This is a genomic window from Mesorhizobium sp. M0139, assembly GCF_040322455.1.
Classification (GTDB): Bacteria; Pseudomonadota; Alphaproteobacteria; order Rhizobiales; family Rhizobiaceae; genus Mesorhizobium.
This window is the reverse complement of the sequence record NZ_JAMYTN010000022.1, coordinates 46,136-63,562: the sequence shown is the minus strand read 5'-3', so window position 1 is coordinate 63,562 and position 17,427 is coordinate 46,136. Positions and strand designations below refer to the sequence as shown.

Below are 17,427 nucleotides of genomic sequence, written 5' to 3'. Positions count from 1 at the left end.
ATCAACATGCTTCCGCCCCAATAGGGAGAGGAAGCTATGACAGACTCCAGTTCACAAACTCACACTGCCGCGCAATGCGACACCCGCCAAAATTCCATCTATCGCAATTCGCTGCTGCTTCGAATGTGCTCGGCAGATTTGGCCTTGCTGCAACCTCATTTGGAAAGCGTCTCCCTTGGGTTGAAGACGCATCTCGAAGTGGCGGGGGCTCCAATCAGAACCGTGTACTTCTTCGAGAGCGGTCTCGGGTCAGTGGTGGGCGAACTGCGGCCTGGTATTGAAGCTGAGATCGGAATCATAGGTTGTGAGGGTATGACCGGCTCAGCGCTTATCATGGGCGATGACCGGTCAACGCACGATTGTTACGTCCAATTAGAGGCCCGAGCCTTTGTTATCGACGCGGGCCTCTTCACCAAGGCGCTTTTGACAAGCCCAACACTGAGAAGTTTTCTGCTCCGCTACGTTCACTACTTTCACCTCCAGGCAAGCTTCACCGCGCTCAGCAATGCCCGGATGAACATCGTCGACAGGCTCTCAAGATGGCTGGTGATGTGCGATGATCGCGTCGACGGGAACAGCTTTGCGATTACGCACGAGTTCTTGTCAGTTATGCTCGGTGTCAGGCGGCCCGGCGTCACCATAGCGCTGCAAACCTTGGAGGGCCAAGGTCTGATACGCTCAACGCGAGGAGAGGTAGTCATTCTTGATCGCGCGCGTCTAGTTGCGCTGGCTGATGGGTCATATGGCAGGGCTGAAGCCGAATACGCTCGGCTAGTCGGCAAACTGCATTGACGGCAGACGCCGCGCCCGTGCACAGTGCCCCTGAAACAGAGCCCGCCGGCTGAGCCACGGGTGTTTTTGCGTCAGGCGGGAACATTCCCGCTCTGAGGCTGTTTGGCCACAATCGGCTCGTTCTTCAGCGGTCCGTGCCGGTGACCAAGATGCGTCCCTCACTCGTCATGGTCGGCCCGCGCAGCCTCGGAAGCAGGCGCGGGCCATCCGATCAAGCCCTAGCCCCACGGCAGGGGCTTTTGTTCGGATCTGATGCGTTCCTGGCGGGAGTAAACACTGTCACTCCGTACCGAGGTGAGTTCCTCCCGGAAATGATGCATGAGCGCTCGCTCTTCCGCCAGACATGATCGGAGCGACCGTGCCATTTCGATACAAAGGGATGATTCTATTGCGTAATCTTTGCTCATCGTCGCATTCAAACTCGCGCTGAGTCTGTTTGTTCCATGGGCAAGAGCGCCTAGCTATTGAAAACCGAGCGACTTCTTCCGTTTGCCGCTTTAGGTAGTGCGCAAGAGCAACACCTAAACGTGAGTTATCGCGACCTCGGCGCCTCTGGTTGACAATCGTGGCGGCCTCACTGCATTTTTCGCGTTGAGGGACAAACGTGGGGATCCTGCATGAAGAAGCCTTATCAGAAGCCTGAATTGAAGAAGCGCGAGAAGCTCTCGGCCGTAACGGCTGTGTGCACGCCATCAACCTGCACCGATGAGTGAGGAACCTTTAGGCCCAAGGCGTTTTGCCGAATTCACACTAGAGAGGGACTGCAGTGAAGAAAGAATACAGGAAGCCGGTACTGACCAAACGTGGGCGTCTCAGCGCGGTGACGGCGGGAGGGTTACCTAGTGTTATTGTCTTGCCGCCTGAGCCCCTATAACCCAACGAGTGCCCTGCAACACAAGCCCGCTGGCCTCGGTCGGCGGGTTTTTCCTTTGTTTTAGGAACAACGAGTAAATGGAAAAGTTGGTCCACCGCAGTGCTCAGTGAGGATGCCTTACCGCTGCCGACCGGCGGCAAAGGGTCCGGCCCGCGCTTTCCTTCCTAGTGTGACGTGGCCCTGAAGCTGCCAAGTTGTTCCTGCCTCACTGATCCAGTTCAAGTGGATCGTGATCTGGTTGCTCGTGCCACATCACTTGGCGGAAATCGCGTTTGTCGACCTGCTGACCGCAGATCGGGCATGCGTGAAATCGATCGCCCCCGTCCTGCGGTTGGTGTGGCTTGCCGGGGATAGGCGGTCCAAGGTCGGCTATTCTAGTCATGCTCGACCGAACACGATGCTGCGCAAACGTTCCGTCAGTTTGGTCTCTCAGTTGGTGAAAGAAATCGCACCAAAAGCGGTAGTCATCTGGTCGACCGTCGAAATGAGCCTCCAAAGCGCAGTGCGCTCCGGCGTTCGCCGCTTCCATCCCATAGAGTTCGATCTCAGATTGATCTCTGTCGACGAAGATCGGCAATCTTCAAAGCGGCAAAATCACCGCTCTGCGTCCCGAGCCTCCGTGGACCGAATATTCCCACCTCTAACGGCGACCTATATGATCCCCTCATGGCAACTCTGCGGTACGAGGTAAGGCGGGAACCGGATGGGACGTGGACAGTGTTCGACGTGTTCACCGGCCAGCCGGCTATTGTAGCGGGCCACCCATCTGTCGACCTTCCCGACATGGATTATGCCGAAGAGCTGGCCGCCATCCTGAATGCCAACGACCTGAAGCAGAGGCTATCTCACGGGAGGTTCCCCGGAGGGTTTGCCTGACGGAAGGGGCATTAGCCCCCGTCGTGTTGCCCATCCAGGATGGTTCGTCCGATCCGAACAAGCAATTGTTATTGATCTACCGGCTATGACGGTCTTAAGTCGACTTGCCATTGCTTTTCGTAGGAGGACGTGATGGGCAACGTGGTGCCAATCTGGAAGGTCGCGCCTTGCGTGCAGGTGGTCGGAGCCAGTGGCGAATGGGTCGTCCGCATCATTGAAACTGACCAGGAGATTACACGCTCATTCGCCCTGGAATCGTTCGCGCTGTCCTTCGCGGAAGGCCAGCGCATACGCCTCCATCTCGACAGGGTTGTGCGGCTTTAGGGCCCTCCCGCGGCTGGGTACCCTCAGGGCCGCGACGGTGATGGCCGATGGATGTGCTTGAACAAGAAATTGCCGATCTCCTGCATTGCCGACATATGCTGGTAATCCGCTAAAACCAAAGAAGGAGGCGATCTAACCCGATCGCGCCAACCAAGGCCAACACATAGGCGATAGCAATTCCTATAATCGCTGGGAGAACGAAAATGGCCGACGCCATGGTTGGGGAACCCGGGTGGGTAGGCGCCGGCCACAAGCGGAACAGGCCCGCCGCGCCACACACATCGCTGATTTGTCATGAGGTGGTTATGGTGTGATCGCGTAAGAGCTTAGATGACCGGAACCTAATAAACGCCGCGCGCTTATCTGCTCATGAGCACGCGCGGCGCAGACTTTCTGCAGAAGTGGATTTCGAACAAGGTCCCCAATACCGTCGGTGCCGGTATAATCTCCGTTGCCGAGCTGACCCAAGAGCTTTTCGCCGATGCTAAAGCGCTCGGCATCAAATCCACGGAGATCGAGGAAGACGTCGGCAGCGCCTACGAAGCGATCCTCAACGCGATTGTCCGTCGCAACGACCACCTGGCAAACTGATCATGTCGCGCTGCTAAGGGCGAGACACAGCGATAGAACAGGTCTTCCTTTGTTTGGCAGCCCTGTAGTCAGCTTCCCACGGCAATGCGTCGAAGTCGGGCTTGTGCCCCGCTTCACGGTAGGCGGCCTGAGTGAGGAAACTTGCTTTGTCCCGCTCCACGACGCAGATAAACGGCGGATTCCCCGGGCACCTGTAAACGCCTACAGCTTTGTCCATCCAACAAGTTTCCTACGGGTGCTCGAAGCTATCGTCCTTCATTGAGATGACAGAACAACACAGAAGATCGGTGGCCCGTATCGTCGGCCCGGAACCCTGTAGGCGGACTGTAGGTGGGGGGCGGACGCAAAGGCACTCCGTTGGTCTGCGCTAATCTCGCTGCGGACCGAAACGGTAGGGGGCGCGTGGTGAATCGGTAAACTGGCGGAAGATTGCGGCATCGCGAACTGCTGAAGCGCCTTGGTCAACGTTATCGCGAGGACATGGCGGAAGGGTGGAGAGGATGCCGGCCCAATTCCTGTTGGCGTTTCGGCTTTTCAGGTCGACGTAAACACCCGGCAAAGTGTCCCGAAATCCGTGGCCGAGAGCGATATCGGGCCGTCGTCGTTCTCTTTCCCGTTTGTAGAGATCGGCCATTCTTAAGGGGCGCGGTTTCTTCGCATCGTAGTAAGAAACGGTCAAGGATGAACCAGCCAAAGGCGCACCGGCTCGGTTGTCAGCCGCCGCGTCGACACAGCTGAGCTCAGGAGGGCGTCGGCCCGCCTACCCAACATCGGGGGAGAAAAGCAGCCGGGCCAAGCTGGGAAGAGTTTCGCTCCCGCCCAACCGTGCCCATGATCCGCACTGCACCCGTCCGGAAGCGGCTGCCAATGAATCTATTTTGCAGGCCTGATCCCAGCGCAGGCGCTCGGGAAAGGCCAAAGGGCAGGCCAAATGCCACCGAAAAACCCCACTACTCTTCGCGACCATCCCGTTTCAAGCCTCTAAGACGATGCATTCTCGAGGAGGCGAATGCGGGTGTCGCCACGCAGTTCGGAATCGGCGCGATCGATGCCATCAACCATCGCGACTGTCCGGTTTTCAATCCACCCTTGCCTGCATATCCAGAGATGGAACTCAAGATGCTCTCGCGGACAGCCTAATAGGCGTTGGATTTCCAAGTCGCCCACGCCGGGGTTGCACACGGCCATTGGCGTTCTTCGCCACATTCAGGCGGAACTGAAGATGCCGCAAAATGTTGACGCCTAGCGCTCCGATGCTAGGGAAGGGGGGATGAAGGCTGCTGTCTATCTTTGAAATGTCCGCGGTGCTCCTGACGTTGTCAGCCGCTTTAGGATGGATCAATCACAAATTCCTGCCTTTGCCGCACACGATCGGTTTGCTGATCATGAGTGTTGCGGCTTCGCTGATCCTGGTCTGTGTTGATGCCTTGATGCCGGATAGGCATCTGTTTGAACCGCTTACATCCGCATTGTCACAGATCGACTTCAATGCGGTCGTGATGAACGGCATGCTGGTGTTTTTGCTCTTTGCAGGTGCTCTGCAGGTGGACTTCCGCAAGCTGGTTTGCCAGGCGGTCCCAGTGATCGTGCTTGCGACCTTTGCCACGATCGCGTCGACCTTCATCGTCGGTTTGTTGTTCTGGCTGGCAGCCTCTCTGGTCGGACAACCATTGCCGCTATCATGGGCACTAGTTTTCGGTGGCGCGCCGGTGCTGGTCCCAGGGGTAAACCGGCTGATGTCTGGCTTCAACGTTGTGTTTCTCACCTGGGCGGGCATACGAGGCGGGATTTCTAGCGCACTGTCTCTGGCGATACCCGACGGACCCGCGAAGCCGGTTATACTTTCGGCCACATACGCGGTCGTCCTTTTCAGCGTGATCGTGCAGGGATCAACCCTTGGACATGTCGCCCGGCGCACCGAAGTCGGCAAGTAGGCGCACGCATCGCCCGCGCAGCCTTAGAGTTCACTTCGGTATCGCTCAGGGCTAGGAGGTTCGAAATGGTGATTGCGTAAGGTTCTTCTTTGATAAGAACATTCTAATGTAAGTTAACTTTCGGTCATTCTAACGTACAACACTTGATTCTATTAGCTTCTTGGTAGCTCTCGTGGCTATAAACGTCTTGCAGGCGAATAGCTTTCATGCTGCCTTCGGCGCACTCAGGAATCAGGGAGCTTAGGGATGGCGGAGCGGATTTTGGCGCGCGATGGGATTTGGGTTTTGCATCTCGCGCGCTTGCAGCAAGGCGTGTCGCTTCACTCCGCCTTCGCGATGCTTACGGTCACCTTTGCGCTGAGCGCCGCGCCGGCTTGGGCCGATGGCGGCAACGGCACAGGCGTGAGTGCTGGACAGGGGGGTGTGGACGGTGCACTAGCGGGCGCCACGGGCCAGAATGTTCCCAACGGCGCGACCGCCGGCGGCGGCGGTGGCGGCATTGACCTTACGACGGGCAACGGTGCGCCCGGAGGGTCGGGATCGGGAAGCACCACAGCCAACAACCCAAATGGCATTGCCGGTGCGACTGGTGCTACGGGTCTGGTCATCTCCATAGACGGGACGATTTCAACCAGCATCAGCGGCGGGGCTGGCGCTTTAGGCTCACCTGGCACGAACGGCGTCGTCAGGAGCGGCGGTGGTGGCGGTGGTGGTGTCGGCGTCAGTGCCACGGCCGACGTAACGGTCACTGGTACAGGATCTGTGCTTGGTGGTACTGGCGGTCGAGGCGGGAACGGTGGCAACAGCGGCAGCGGCGGTGGCGGCGTCGGCATATTTTCGTCCGCAAATGTCGTTGTAGAGGCGGGCGGCAGCGTTACCGGCGGCACGAGTCTCCTCACAATTGGGGTCCAAGCAGGCGGCGGCGGCGGCGCAGCTGCCATCGTCCTAACCTCTGGCGGGACAGTCCATAACAGCGGGAATCTGCTCGGGGGCACCGGCGGAAGAACCATTCTCGGCGGCGGTGGCGACGGCGGAGCTGGTGTTCTTCTACTTTCGGGTGGAACCGTGATCAACGGGACGGGGGCTACGATCATTGGCGGGGGCGGTGGTCAGGCTGGAACGGCAGGCGATGGTGGCTCGGGGATCAAGGGCGCCAACATCGCCGTCATCAATGCGGGCACGATTACAGGTGGCGCCGTCGGCGCAGGTGGTGGGACCCCGATAGCCGGCAAAGCCATCCAGTTCACCGGTGGCGTCAATTCCCTGGAGATCCAGGCAGGCTCGAACATCACTGGCAATGTGGTTGCATTCAGCAATGCCGATAGTTTCAAATTGGGCGGCGATGCCAACGCCAGTTTCGATGTGTCGCAGATCGGCGCTGGCGCCAAATATGACGGCTTCGGACTCTATGAAAAAACAGGAAGCAGCACCTGGACACTGACGGGGACAACGGCCGGAGTTACGCCGTGGACGCTGTCCGGCGGCGTCCTGCAGATTTCAAGCGATGGCAATTTGGGAGCCCCTTCAGGCGGCTTGACCTTCAATGGCGGCACGCTGCAGACCACCGCCGACATCACCAGCGACCGGAGCGTCGCCCTGGCCGGAAACGGAACGTTCCTGACCGACAACAGCACGACCCTCACGCTCAGCAATGTCGTCTCCGGGGCAGGCGGCCTCACGAAAGCCGGAGGCGGCACGCTGGTTTTGACGGGCATCAACACCTATGCGGGTGGCACGACGATCGCAGCCGGCACGCTTGTCGGCAATGCGGCTTCGATCCGTGGTGACATCGGCAATGCCGGGACGGTCGTGTTCGACCAGACGGCGGACGCCAGCTTTGCCGGCGATATCTCCGGCACCGGCACGATGGTGAAGGACGGTGCTGGCACGCTGACGCTTTCTGGCATATCGGTGCTTGACTGGACAATCGACCAGGGTGGTCTCGTCTCGGCGGCCGAGCGCTTCGGCGGCGATGCCGCGATCGGCGCCGGCGCCTCCTTTACATTCGACCAGGCTGCCAATGCGAGCTATGCCGGCGTGCTCTCGGGCGCCGGCAATTTCATCAAGAGCGGCGACGGCACGCTGGTGCTCGCCTCGGACAACTCTGCCTTTGCTGGCGGAACTTCGGTCACCGGCGGCACGCTTGCCGCGGGCGCTGCGAACGCGTTCAGTTCCTCCTCGCAGTTCTCCGTCGCCTCGGGCGCCACTCTCGATCTTGCCGGCACGTCCCAGACGATTGCGGGGCTGAGCAACGCCGGAACGGTGCGCATCGCGGGTGTCGGTCTCGGCAACACGCTGACCATCAGCGGCGATTACGTCGGCAATGGCGGCGCCGTCGTTCTCAACACTGCGCTCGGTGGTGACGGTTCGCCGACAGACATACTGGTGATCGCCGGCAACACGTCAGGAACGGGTACCCTTCAGGTCGTCAATTTCGGCGGGTCGGGCGCCCAAACGGTCGGAGGCATCAAGATCGTCGACGTCGGCGGCGTCTCGAACGGCAGCTTCTCACTCGACGGCAATTATACCTTCGAAGGCGATGCAGCGGTCGTCGCGGGCGCCTACGCATACAGGCTCTACAAGAACGGCGTCAGCACGCCGGCCGATGGCGATTGGTATCTGCGCTCCGAACTCGACAACAGCCTGCTCTTCCAGGCCGGCGCGCCTGTGTACGAGGCCTATGCGGGCGTGTTGCAGAGCTTCAACCAGCTGGGCACGCTGCAGCAGCGGCTTGGCAACCGCTCCTGGACCGTAGAAGCGCAAGGCGCGGACGGGATCTCCGACGATGTAAAGGCCGACGCCGGTATCGGGCTGTGGGGCAGGATCGAAGGCACCAGCGGCTCCTACGATCCTGAAAGCTCCACCACCGCAACGACGTATGATACCTCGACCTGGAGGCTCCAGACCGGCGCCGACATGCTTGTCTCCGATAGCGCGGCCGGTCAGCTCATCGGCGGCGTCGCCTTCCAGTATGGCACGGTATCCGCCGACGTCTCGTCGGTGTTCGGCAGCGGGTCCATCGATACTACCGGCTATGGCGTTTCCGGCTCGTTGACCTGGTACGGGGCGGAAGGCTTCTACCTCGACGGCCAGGCGCAGGTTGTCTGGTACGACAGCAATCTCGACTCGGCGACCGCGGGACAGCGGCTCGTCGACGGCAACAACGGCGTCGGCTACGCGCTCGGTGTCGAAGCGGGCAAACGCATCATGCTCGATCCCAATTGGTCGCTAACGCCGCAAGCGCAGATTGCCTGGTCGTCGGTCGATCTCGACGCCTTCACCGACACCTTTGGCGCCAGGGTTACCCCCGGCGCCAACGACAGCCTGCTCGGCCGCCTCGGTCTCTCGCTCGACCACCAGACGCAGTGGCAGGACCGCACGGGCCGCGCCGGCCACACGAACCTCTACGGCATCGCCAACCTCTACTATGATTTTGGGGATGGCACCTCGGTCGACCTGGCCGGCACCAACCTCTCAACCCGGGACCAGCAGCTCTGGGGCGGTCTCGGCGTCGGCGGTACGATCAATTGGGCCGACGACAAGTTCTCGGTCTTCGGCGAAGCTCTCGCCCGGACAGGCCTCAAAAACTTCGGTGATAGTCACGTGCTGACCGGCTCACTGGGGTTGCGGGTCAAGTGGTGAGTTGCTTGGCACTTAGAAGCCGAACGCGACGTTCTCGAGGGTCGGCTTCTATAGCTGCAAAACGCGAAGCTGCCCGTCATATCCGAGCACACTACCGGGTTCGCAGTCGCACTTCAGGGTATACCCCCGAGTGACGTAACGCGCCGGCTGCACGTCAGCGTAACATCTGGGTCGACATGGCCCATTGTGACAGGATGGCGTCAAAGCCTAAACCTCGATGTGACAATGGCGATAAGCAAGGCTTCCGAACGTCCGCTATGCGCCTCACCTCGGTCATTAAAGTTAACTGTGTCACTGCCTTTAAGCGGACATTGCCGGCGACCACGCTGGGCGTCGCGGGTGCGGCGATAGTCGCTTCGCGTCACTCCACCTTCTCAACGAATTGCAGGAACTCGACAGGTGGAAACAAGTTGAGTTTCTTAGCGACCTTCATGTTAACCACATAGGCGAACTTCTCCATGGCGACGACAGGCATGTCGCCAGGCTTGGCACCCTCCGCCAGGATCTTGGCCACCTGCTCGCCGGCCAGCTTGCCGACGTCGTAGTCGCGGGCGGCCACCGACATCAGCGCCCGGGATTCGCTGACCAGATGCTCATAGGGGCTGAGCACCGGTAGACCATTTGCCACGGCAGCATCGGTGAAGACGTCCGCATTCTTTTCAAGGAAGGTGCTCGAGCCCAAGTAGACGAATTGCACGCCGGCCGCCTTCAGCTGAGCGACAGCCTGGGGGAGCTTGGCTGGATCCGGAGTTCCATCGGCAAGCGCCGGCAGTGGCAATGCGTCGAATTTGAACTTCATCTTTTCCGACAAAGCTGTCAGTTCCTCCGTCTTTTTCACCGAGTTGGGCTCACTACGGTCGAACAGGAGGCCGAGATGATCGAAGCTCGGCAGGTAGCGCTTGATGCTCTTAATGTTGACGCTTTCGGGAACTCGGTTTCGGGTACCGGTCACATTGGCGCGGCCAGTCTTTTCGTAGCTTTCGATGATACCCGCACCGATCGGATCGGCTACCACGGTGAACACCACGGGGATGTCATTGAGAAGATCGCTGTTCTGCTGGTCTTTCAACGTGCCGACCATGCCTAGAGTAGTCTTGGTGCCCCAGGTGACCACCACGTCAGCCTTGCGGTCGCGTGCATCCTTGACAAAGTCGGGCAGCTTGCTCTTGTCCTGTGCCGCATCGTCGACGACGAAGCTGACATCAATTTTCTTTTCTTCAAGCGAGTCCTTGAGGCCCTTGCAGACATCCTCGCAGCCCAGCCACGTTATCATCACAACGGTCTTCTCCGCCGCCTCGACCCGAGGCGGAAGAACGAGGCAAGAAGCTAGCGCGGCCCCGGCCAACATAGGGTATGTCAATTTCATGCTTTCCTCCCTGCGATGATCGGCAAGCTGTGGCTTGCCACGTGGTAGATGAGATACGAGCCAACCCCGGCCAGCACCAAGATGGCGATGAAGCCCATTGCGGCGGAATAGCCAAAACTGCCAGCGACGCCGGCGATCGCGACAAGGCCCACAACGCTGCCAATTCGGTCCATGACCCTGACAGCGCCAAGGACCCTTTCCGAACCGATATGGGCCAGCCTTCCTTCCGCAAGTTCCATCACCGTGGCCGTCTGCGGCCCGCTCACCAGGCCGTAGCCAAGGCCGGTGCCGATTGCGGCAACGACCATTGTCCAGCCGTTGGTAACTGCCGCTGCTGCGAGCAGCGTCACTCCGCCAAGCAATGCTCCGGCGACAGTGATGCCCACTGCCGAGATCCTGCCGGCAGGCAGTCGCCCATACAGTGACCCTGACAGGATCACCATCAGAAAGTAGATCATCATCAGGCGTCCGGTATCGGCCGTGGAGGCGCCCAACGCGTTCATCTGCAGCGACAGGAGATAGGAGATGAAGACCTGATCGAGGATCGTTTGGGGCAAGATAATGCCAAACAGCAGGGTCGCGAACTGGCCATCAGCAATTGTTCCAAGCAACTGCCGCAGCTTAGAGCGGCCGCCCTGCTCGGTGAGCGCCGAAACGTGGGTGGGGCCAGGGAGCATGCGCAAGATCATCGCTGCGGAGATAACGATCAAGACGGCACAAACCAGAAATACGCTGCGCTCGCCCAGACGGTCGGCAACCACGCCCCCCAGTGCCGTTCCAGCATAGAAGCCGCCAAACATCGCTACGTGGAACAGCCCTAGCGCTTGGGCCCGCTGTTCCTTTGGGGCAGCGTCGATCACGTAGTCCTGGCAAGAGAGTGAAGCAAAAGCATAGCCAATGCCGCTGAACACACAGAAAAAGATAATTTCGAGCACATTGGTGGAAATGAAGAACCCAAAATTCGAGAGGGCCGCTGGGATGGAAGCAAACACGAACAGGTTGCGGTGCCCGAAGCGTTTCGCGAGCGGACGCGCATAGGGCGAACCGAAGACAATGGCTGTGAGATAGGCGGCGAGCGGCAAACTGATAACGATGCCTGGGTTGAGCCAAGTCAGCGGATTGTCGGCATCCCGGACATAAAGCGAAAAGAACGACAGTGGAAATGAGTCAGCCGCGGCGATGAGGAAAAGCGGAAGTCGCACATCGCCTAGACTGCAAAATCTCATGATGAGCGGCCGGCCAGCCGGTATAATGAAGTCCGGTTCCAGTTGCACGGCACGGGTGCCCTTGGGTAGCTCCTGGGCGGCTGCCATCATTGCCGCAAGCCGCTCAGCACGCAAGGAAAGGGCTTGGCCCAGCCTATCGACGGCGCTAATCCCGCTCACCAGGATGCGGTGGGAGAAATCGCCGGCCGCCTGAAGCTTCAGGATGTAGTCGAGGCGGGTCAACGGTCCGGTTAGCGAGTGATTGGTCATCAAGGAGACCAGTTCAACCGCCAACAGGATTGTCACCAGCGTCACCACCAGGAGGTCGAGAATGAGATCGCGGAATTCACGCGAAAGGTATCCCGCGTTCTTGATTACGACGACATTGGCCACCAGCTTGTTGTCGACGACGATCGGCACGACGGTCCCTGCCTGTAGCATCACCGACGTCGTGGTGGGCGGGCGGGTGCCCATCTCCAAAATGGGTCGGTTGGTGACCAGCGCGAAGTAGGAAATTTCTGGAAAGTCACGAAGCAGGGACGAGAAGAATTCGCGTCCACCGACCATCATATCGAGTGGCACACCCGCCTTAAGCGTGCGGGCAATAGCATCATTGGCAATGCTGCCAATAAGCCTCGTGCGCTTGTCGAGTTCGGGAGCAAAGGACTCATCGATGCTGCGGTAGGCGACAGTGCCGAGCGATACGGTGATCCCCAGCACCAGGACGGCTATGAGCGCCGTAAGCCGTCGCGACACCGTTACAGCCATGGGGCTATCGGGAACCGAGATGACGTCGGCACCCTGTGGCCCCGCAGGTGGAGCTTCCGCGCGCTCTGCCCCAATAAGCGCAGCAAGTTTTGTAGTTGCCAAACGGTATTTTGCGGTGCCCGCGGCGAGCGTCGCTCGAAAATCGGCAAAGTCGCCGGCAGTCAAAGTGCTGTCGTCTTCGGCATGGCTGGCGATGTCGTCGAGGGTGTGGATGGCCGGACGCAGACGATAGCGCAATGCGGCGTAAGCTAGGGTCGAGAATCCGGTCAGAAGCGCCAGCGCCGACAGCCAAATTTGCGAACTGATAAGGCGATTGTGGGTCCGCAATTCGTTCATCGGGTAGATAACTGCCAATGCAGCGGCCCGCTCGTCGTTCTCGTCCTTTATGGTGGCACCGCTGATCAGCGCGGTCGCAGTCTCAAGACCCCACTGGCTGTTGGAGCCCTCTTCCATCGCGCGACCCATTTGGCGCGCGCTAAATGGAACAGCAGCATCCGGAACAGAAAGGATAACTCCGCCGGCTGCATCAAGCAGAACAATGTTGGAAATCGTGGGATCGGTCTGCCAAGCCCGGTTCAGCAGCTCTTGGGCATTGCGCACCGTCGCCACCGTGAGACCAAGTTCCGAGACTGACCGGAAGGGGGCGGCGGTTGCCGCTGCAATGACCGAAAGTCGTTGCCGCACAAGCTGCGAATACACCGCCTCGTTTTGTAGCTTAACCAGCACCGCTAAGGTAGTAACCACAATTGCCAGAACAACCGTCAACGCTAGCCATACGCGCACCAGAAATGTCATTTGTGCCCCTGCCGTTATCGCGGCCCTATGGCTGTTAACTATCCCTCGATTACTTCGTCGTGATGTCGTCTTGCTCGCTTTCGAGGCGGCGGGGATCGCCTCCAGGATTACTACTAGATGTTTGCCAGCTCGGCGCCCACGCGCCAGCGATCAAATTTGAAATCGGCCTGATCCCCAAGCTAGTTAACCATTAGCACGCCCTCCATTAGGAAGACAGCGGAGGGCTGGTTGCAAACCAGGGACCTCGGCCCCCGTTCCGGAAGCAAACGTCCGCATTGGTTCGATACTGTTGAAAAAGTCCGCGTCGCGGCTACCTACGGCATTTGCGTACCGTGGCGTTCCGAAAAGACCCCACAAGTGAATCCTGATTCCATGCAAGGCGTCAGGGTGGAACGGGATTCTATTATCGGTGGTGACTTCGCGGTGCGTCGGACTCTTCAACACAATCGGTCAGTTCACGTCGATGCATGGGGAGCGCCTGAACGTCCGCTTCTCACATTCCAGGCCTCGAAGCCGCAAGTCCGCAGTCGGCCCAGCAACAGTCTAGCGGCGTTTCTCTGGTGGCCAATCATGGCTGCAGGAGAAGCGAAATGGGACACTCGTGCTACGACCTCACCGACTCCGACCGCCGGGCATGGAATGCCGGGAAGAAGGTCGGGACGAAACGACCTCTGAAACCTCGACAGATATGGGCGATACGCTTCTTTCTCGATCGAGAGCTGCGTCTGCGAGACAGAGCGCTCTTCGATTTGGCGATCGACAGCAAGTTGCGCGGCTGCGATCTCGTCAAGATCAAAATCGGCAACCTCGTGGTAGGACCGGAAGTCCGAACTCGCGCGATGGTCATCCAACAGAAAACTGGCCGACCTGTTCAGTTCGAGTTGATGAGCGACGTACGCTCCAGCCTTCTCGCATGGCTGGAGCGACGCGGCGGAACAGTCGATGATTACGCGTTTCCGAGCAGGATCAATCCAAGGGCTCACATGAGTACAAGGCAGTATGCACGCCTCGTCGACGAATGGGTCGAGGCGATCGGGCTTAGACCAGAGGAATACGGAACCCATTCCCTGCGTCGCACCAAGGCCTCGATTATCTACAAAGCGACGGGAAATCTGCGAGCCATCCAGATTTTGCTCGGTCATACTAAGATCGAGAACACGGTCCGCTATCTGGGAGTCGATGTTGAGGATGCTCTCGAACTTTCCGAGGCAACTGAGGTTTGATCAGGTGCGGCTCCACTTCACGAGTGGAGCCGTGACCAATTTGCGCCGGTGGGTTCAACCGGTCATCGTAACACCTTCTGTAGCCTATCGGCCGGCGTTTCGAAGTCCAGGGTTTTCGGGGTCGCTGATTGAGCTGCAGGGCGACGGCGTTGAGTTGGGCCTGCGAGACATGGGAGAGGTTGGTTTCTCTCGGGAAGTACTGCCTGAGCGGACCGATGGTATTTTCATTGCTGCCGCGCTGACAGGGACTTCGCGGATCGCAGAGGTAGACCTGTAGATCGGTTGCAACGGTGAAGCTCATGTGCCGAGCCATCTCCTTGCCCTGGTCCCACGTTAGCGAGCGTCGTAACTCTTCGGGCAATGTGCCGATCGTCTGGGCAAGGGCCGCCACGACGGTGGCCGAGTCCCTCCTCGCCACCTTTACAAGCATTGTGAACCGGCTGTGTCGCTCCACGAGGGTGGCGATGTGCGTGTCGTTCGCGCCGGTGAGCAGATCACCCTCCCAAATGGCCTGGGATGGCGCGATCCTCAGCCTCGGCGGGGCGCTAGCGGATGGAGATCATATCGAGTATTTGTCCTTGCCCCGTCCGGCTCTGTGCGCCTTTTGCGAGCCGCATCTGTCGTTTGGTACACAGGTGCGCTGTTAGTTCCTTCTTGAGCGCCCCTCGCGACTGGATGAATAGACTTCGATAGATCGCTTCATGAGATATCCGCATGCTTGGATCGCCTGGGTACTCTCGCCTCAGCCAGCCGGCTATCTGCTCCGGGGACCATTGCAGCGCTAGCTTTTGCGCCACCTGCCATCGTAGCCGCCCAGAGCTTGCCAGGCGACACTGCTTCGGGCGCAGCGCTCGCACCCAAGCATGCTTGTCGGCCCGGGTTGCACGATACGCTTGTGCACCGCCATTGCGCGAGATAACGCGACATATTGTCGATGGGGATCGCCCGAGACTTCGTGCAATAGCGCGGATCGCAAGACCCGCCGCGATCCCGCGAGAGATCTCTTCGCGTTCCGCCAGCCCGAGCGCCAAGGCCCCTCTACGCCTAGCTGACGGAGCAATGCCGCTGCGTAAGGATACGATCCGCTGAACGCCGGTCTTGTTCCGGCGGTCAAGTGCTCTGACCTCGGTTCCATCGCTCCCAAAGCTCGACCTTCTGCGCTGACGTAAACCAGATCCGTGACGTCACCATGCAACACCTCTTCATCCTCTCAGATTAAAGCGGGTTGCGACGACCGGTTGAACCCGCCGCCTCATTCCGGTCGTTCGCCCACCTTCCGAAAACGGGTCGCCGGCGGTGAACTCAACTCTAACTTGTCGTCAGTAAGTTGTGTTCCGTGCCTCCTGGCCTAAGCGATTGCGTTCTTGCAATATCTCAGCTCAGCTCCGGCGTTAATTTAGATCAATCTAATGGACCCCTAATGAGTGCGCGCTTATCGACGGCCATTAGGATCGGGGAAGCCGCAAAGGCGATCTTCCGAAAAACTCAGAGCTTTCCAAGCCGAGAATTCGGAAAGCATGCAGACCTGAGCGAACGCGAACACGTCGGCGTTGAACCGATGCTTTTGGCGCTTTCTATGGAGCTGGCACTCAAAGCGTGGTTCGTCTTCGACCATGAAAATCCAAGAGTCGTCAAATCGCACAACCTGATAAGGCTGTTTGATCGCCTAAAGCCCGAAAGCCAAGAGAAACTCGACGCGGAGTTCAAAAGGTCAGTGGTCCCGTATCATCCCAATGGTTTCTACATCGAGTACAGCATTCGTCACATTCTGTATCAACACCAAGATGCCTTCACCGACTGGCGCTATCTTCACGAGGCAAAGAAATCGATGATGTTCGATCAGAGTGCTTTTGAGGCAACGCTCGAAATGGTGCTCCGTGAGTTCGAGAAGAGGTATCGGATTGAGCGGGTGAAGCCGCTTTGGCCATCCTGAATGTAGTCAGGATCGGAGGCCCCGATGCGGCCTTGATTGTTTCGAGCGGTAGCTTTGGGACCGGAGCTTTCCTTGCCGGAGGGAAGGGCTAACGACCGCAACGAGGCGGGCAGCGGCCTGACCGTTCCGGGCTTCAGGACCACGTGGCCTCGTCCGAAACCCACTTATGGAACGCGGCGATACGAGGGTCGGTCCAGCAATCTTTTCTGCAACACAAATGATAGGCCTCCGTGTCGTCAGAGATCTGCATATCTTTGAACGGCAGCACCAGTTCTCCCTTGGCAATCTCGTCGTGAAGCACAGAGAGATCTCCGATCGCGACGCCCTGGCCCATGGCCGCGGCACGATAGGCCATATCGGCACTGGGAAAAACCTCACCCGAGTTCACGTCAAGAAGGTTCGGCGCAAATCGCCCAGCCCAAACTTTCCAATCGTGCCGATCAGGCGTCTCATGCAGCAGGTTATGGTGAACCAGGTCGGCAGGAAACGTTATTGGCACGCCCCTCTCCAGTAGCTTTGGAGAGCAAACTGGGGTGCCGAACGATTGCAACACCAACACCGCCTCGATATCTTTCGGCCGATTTGGATAACCGCAGTCAAAGGCGAGATCGAACTCACCTCCGAAGAAAATTTCCCAGTCAAAAGGAGCGGTCGTTACCCGAATACCGATTGCAGGCCATTGCTGCTTGAAACGGTCAAGCCGCGGTAGCAGCCACCGAATGGAGAAGGTGGGCGGGCAGATAACCTTCAGATGCCGAGGCTGGCGTTGCACGTCTTGAGCTCCCGCGGCAATGCTTTCGAACGCGGCCGCCAGGATCGGTTGAAAATTGCGCCCCGCATCGGTCAAAACCAACCGGCGCGGCAATCGTCGAAACAATTCCACTTGCAATGCTGTTTCCAACAGCTTGACGTGCCTGCTGATCGCTCCTTCGGTCACGCATAGCTCCTCAGCCGCGCGCGCAAAGCTTTCGTGGCGCGCGGCTGCTTCAAAGGCCCGAAGCGCATTGAGTGAAGGGAGACGCATCGACTGTCACTACCTCAGGAATTCTGAGCCTATCCCAGAGAAAGACTGGTTTGTAGCCGGTACGCTGTCTGCCTACGCTG

Annotated in this window: 13 protein-coding genes and 1 pseudogene; 8 read left to right on the top strand and 6 right to left on the bottom strand. The window is 59.0% G+C overall.

Annotation, left to right across the window (positions count from 1 at the left end; all coding sequences use genetic code 11):
* Positions 1 to 36 precede the first annotated feature (36 nt).
* Complete coding sequence (locus tag NKJ58_RS28080; RefSeq protein WP_352854380.1) at positions 37 to 792, top strand: Crp/Fnr family transcriptional regulator; 756 nt, start codon at positions 37 to 39, stop codon at positions 790 to 792.
* Between the two features lie 1,079 nt (positions 793 to 1,871).
* Here NKJ58_RS28080 and NKJ58_RS31545 read toward each other — a convergent pair.
* Entirely contained in the window at positions 1,872 to 2,243 is a 372-nt protein-coding gene (locus tag NKJ58_RS31545; RefSeq protein ID WP_502902351.1) for a Y4oE-related protein, read from the bottom strand.
* A 140-nt stretch (positions 2,244 to 2,383) separates the two neighbouring features.
* On the opposite strand from NKJ58_RS31545, the gene NKJ58_RS28075 reads away from it, so the two are divergent.
* The 4 genes from NKJ58_RS28075 to NKJ58_RS28060 all read left to right on the top strand — a co-directional run bounded on the left by NKJ58_RS28075 (position 2,384) and on the right by NKJ58_RS28060 (position 5,391).
* Positions 2,384 to 2,542, top strand: a complete 159-nt coding sequence (locus tag NKJ58_RS28075; RefSeq protein WP_352544965.1) for a hypothetical protein — start codon at positions 2,384 to 2,386, stop codon at positions 2,540 to 2,542.
* Between the two features lie 132 nt (positions 2,543 to 2,674).
* Positions 2,675 to 2,866 (top strand): hypothetical protein, encoded by a 192-nt coding sequence (locus NKJ58_RS28070; RefSeq protein WP_352544966.1) that lies wholly within the window; start codon positions 2,675 to 2,677, stop codon positions 2,864 to 2,866.
* A gap of 369 nt (positions 2,867 to 3,235) precedes the next feature.
* Entirely contained in the window at positions 3,236 to 3,457 is a 222-nt protein-coding gene (locus NKJ58_RS28065; RefSeq protein ID WP_352854377.1) for a DUF768 domain-containing protein, read from the top strand.
* Positions 3,458 to 4,752: 1,295 nt separating this feature from the next.
* Positions 4,753 to 5,391: a cation:proton antiporter domain-containing protein gene (locus tag NKJ58_RS28060; RefSeq protein ID WP_502902350.1), complete on the top strand. Its 639-nt coding sequence runs from the start codon at positions 4,753 to 4,755 to the stop codon at positions 5,389 to 5,391.
* A gap of 663 nt (positions 5,392 to 6,054) precedes the next feature.
* Here the strand turns inward: NKJ58_RS28060 and NKJ58_RS28055 are convergent.
* Positions 6,055 to 6,303 (bottom strand): hypothetical protein, encoded by a 249-nt coding sequence (locus NKJ58_RS28055; protein WP_352854375.1) that lies wholly within the window; start codon positions 6,301 to 6,303, stop codon positions 6,055 to 6,057.
* Positions 6,304 to 6,456: 153 nt separating this feature from the next.
* Here NKJ58_RS28055 and NKJ58_RS28050 point away from each other — a divergent pair, with 153 nt between their 5' ends.
* Positions 6,457 to 9,033 (top strand): autotransporter family protein, encoded by a 2,577-nt coding sequence (locus NKJ58_RS28050; RefSeq protein ID WP_352854374.1) that lies wholly within the window; start codon positions 6,457 to 6,459, stop codon positions 9,031 to 9,033.
* 361 nt (positions 9,034 to 9,394) lie between these two features.
* Here the strand turns inward: NKJ58_RS28050 and NKJ58_RS28045 are convergent, their stop codons facing one another.
* Both NKJ58_RS28045 and NKJ58_RS28040 read right to left on the bottom strand, forming a co-directional pair.
* Positions 9,395 to 10,399, bottom strand: coding sequence for an ABC transporter substrate-binding protein (locus NKJ58_RS28045; RefSeq protein ID WP_084013687.1), 1,005 nt, complete (start codon positions 10,397 to 10,399; stop codon positions 9,395 to 9,397).
* Positions 10,396 to 13,167, bottom strand: a complete 2,772-nt coding sequence (locus NKJ58_RS28040; protein ID WP_352803852.1) for an MFS transporter — start codon at positions 13,165 to 13,167, stop codon at positions 10,396 to 10,398. The genes NKJ58_RS28045 and NKJ58_RS28040 overlap by 4 nt, the downstream gene beginning before the upstream one ends.
* Positions 13,168 to 13,757: 590 nt before the next feature.
* Here NKJ58_RS28040 and NKJ58_RS28035 point away from each other — a divergent pair.
* Entirely contained in the window at positions 13,758 to 14,390 is a 633-nt protein-coding gene (locus NKJ58_RS28035) for a tyrosine-type recombinase/integrase (RefSeq protein ID WP_023697492.1), read from the top strand.
* A gap of 62 nt (positions 14,391 to 14,452) precedes the next feature.
* On the opposite strand, the pseudogene NKJ58_RS28030 reads toward NKJ58_RS28035, so the two are convergent.
* A pseudogene (locus NKJ58_RS28030) lies at positions 14,453 to 15,581 on the bottom strand (IS30 family transposase).
* A gap of 229 nt (positions 15,582 to 15,810) precedes the next feature.
* Here NKJ58_RS28030 and NKJ58_RS28025 point away from each other — a divergent pair.
* Complete coding sequence (locus tag NKJ58_RS28025) at positions 15,811 to 16,323, top strand: hypothetical protein (RefSeq protein ID WP_023731489.1); 513 nt, start codon at positions 15,811 to 15,813, stop codon at positions 16,321 to 16,323.
* 133 nt (positions 16,324 to 16,456) lie between these two features.
* Here the strand turns inward: NKJ58_RS28025 and NKJ58_RS28020 are convergent, their stop codons facing one another.
* Positions 16,457 to 17,347, bottom strand: coding sequence for a LysR substrate-binding domain-containing protein (locus tag NKJ58_RS28020; RefSeq protein WP_023692425.1), 891 nt, complete (start codon positions 17,345 to 17,347; stop codon positions 16,457 to 16,459).
* Positions 17,348 to 17,427: the final 80 nt, after the last annotated feature.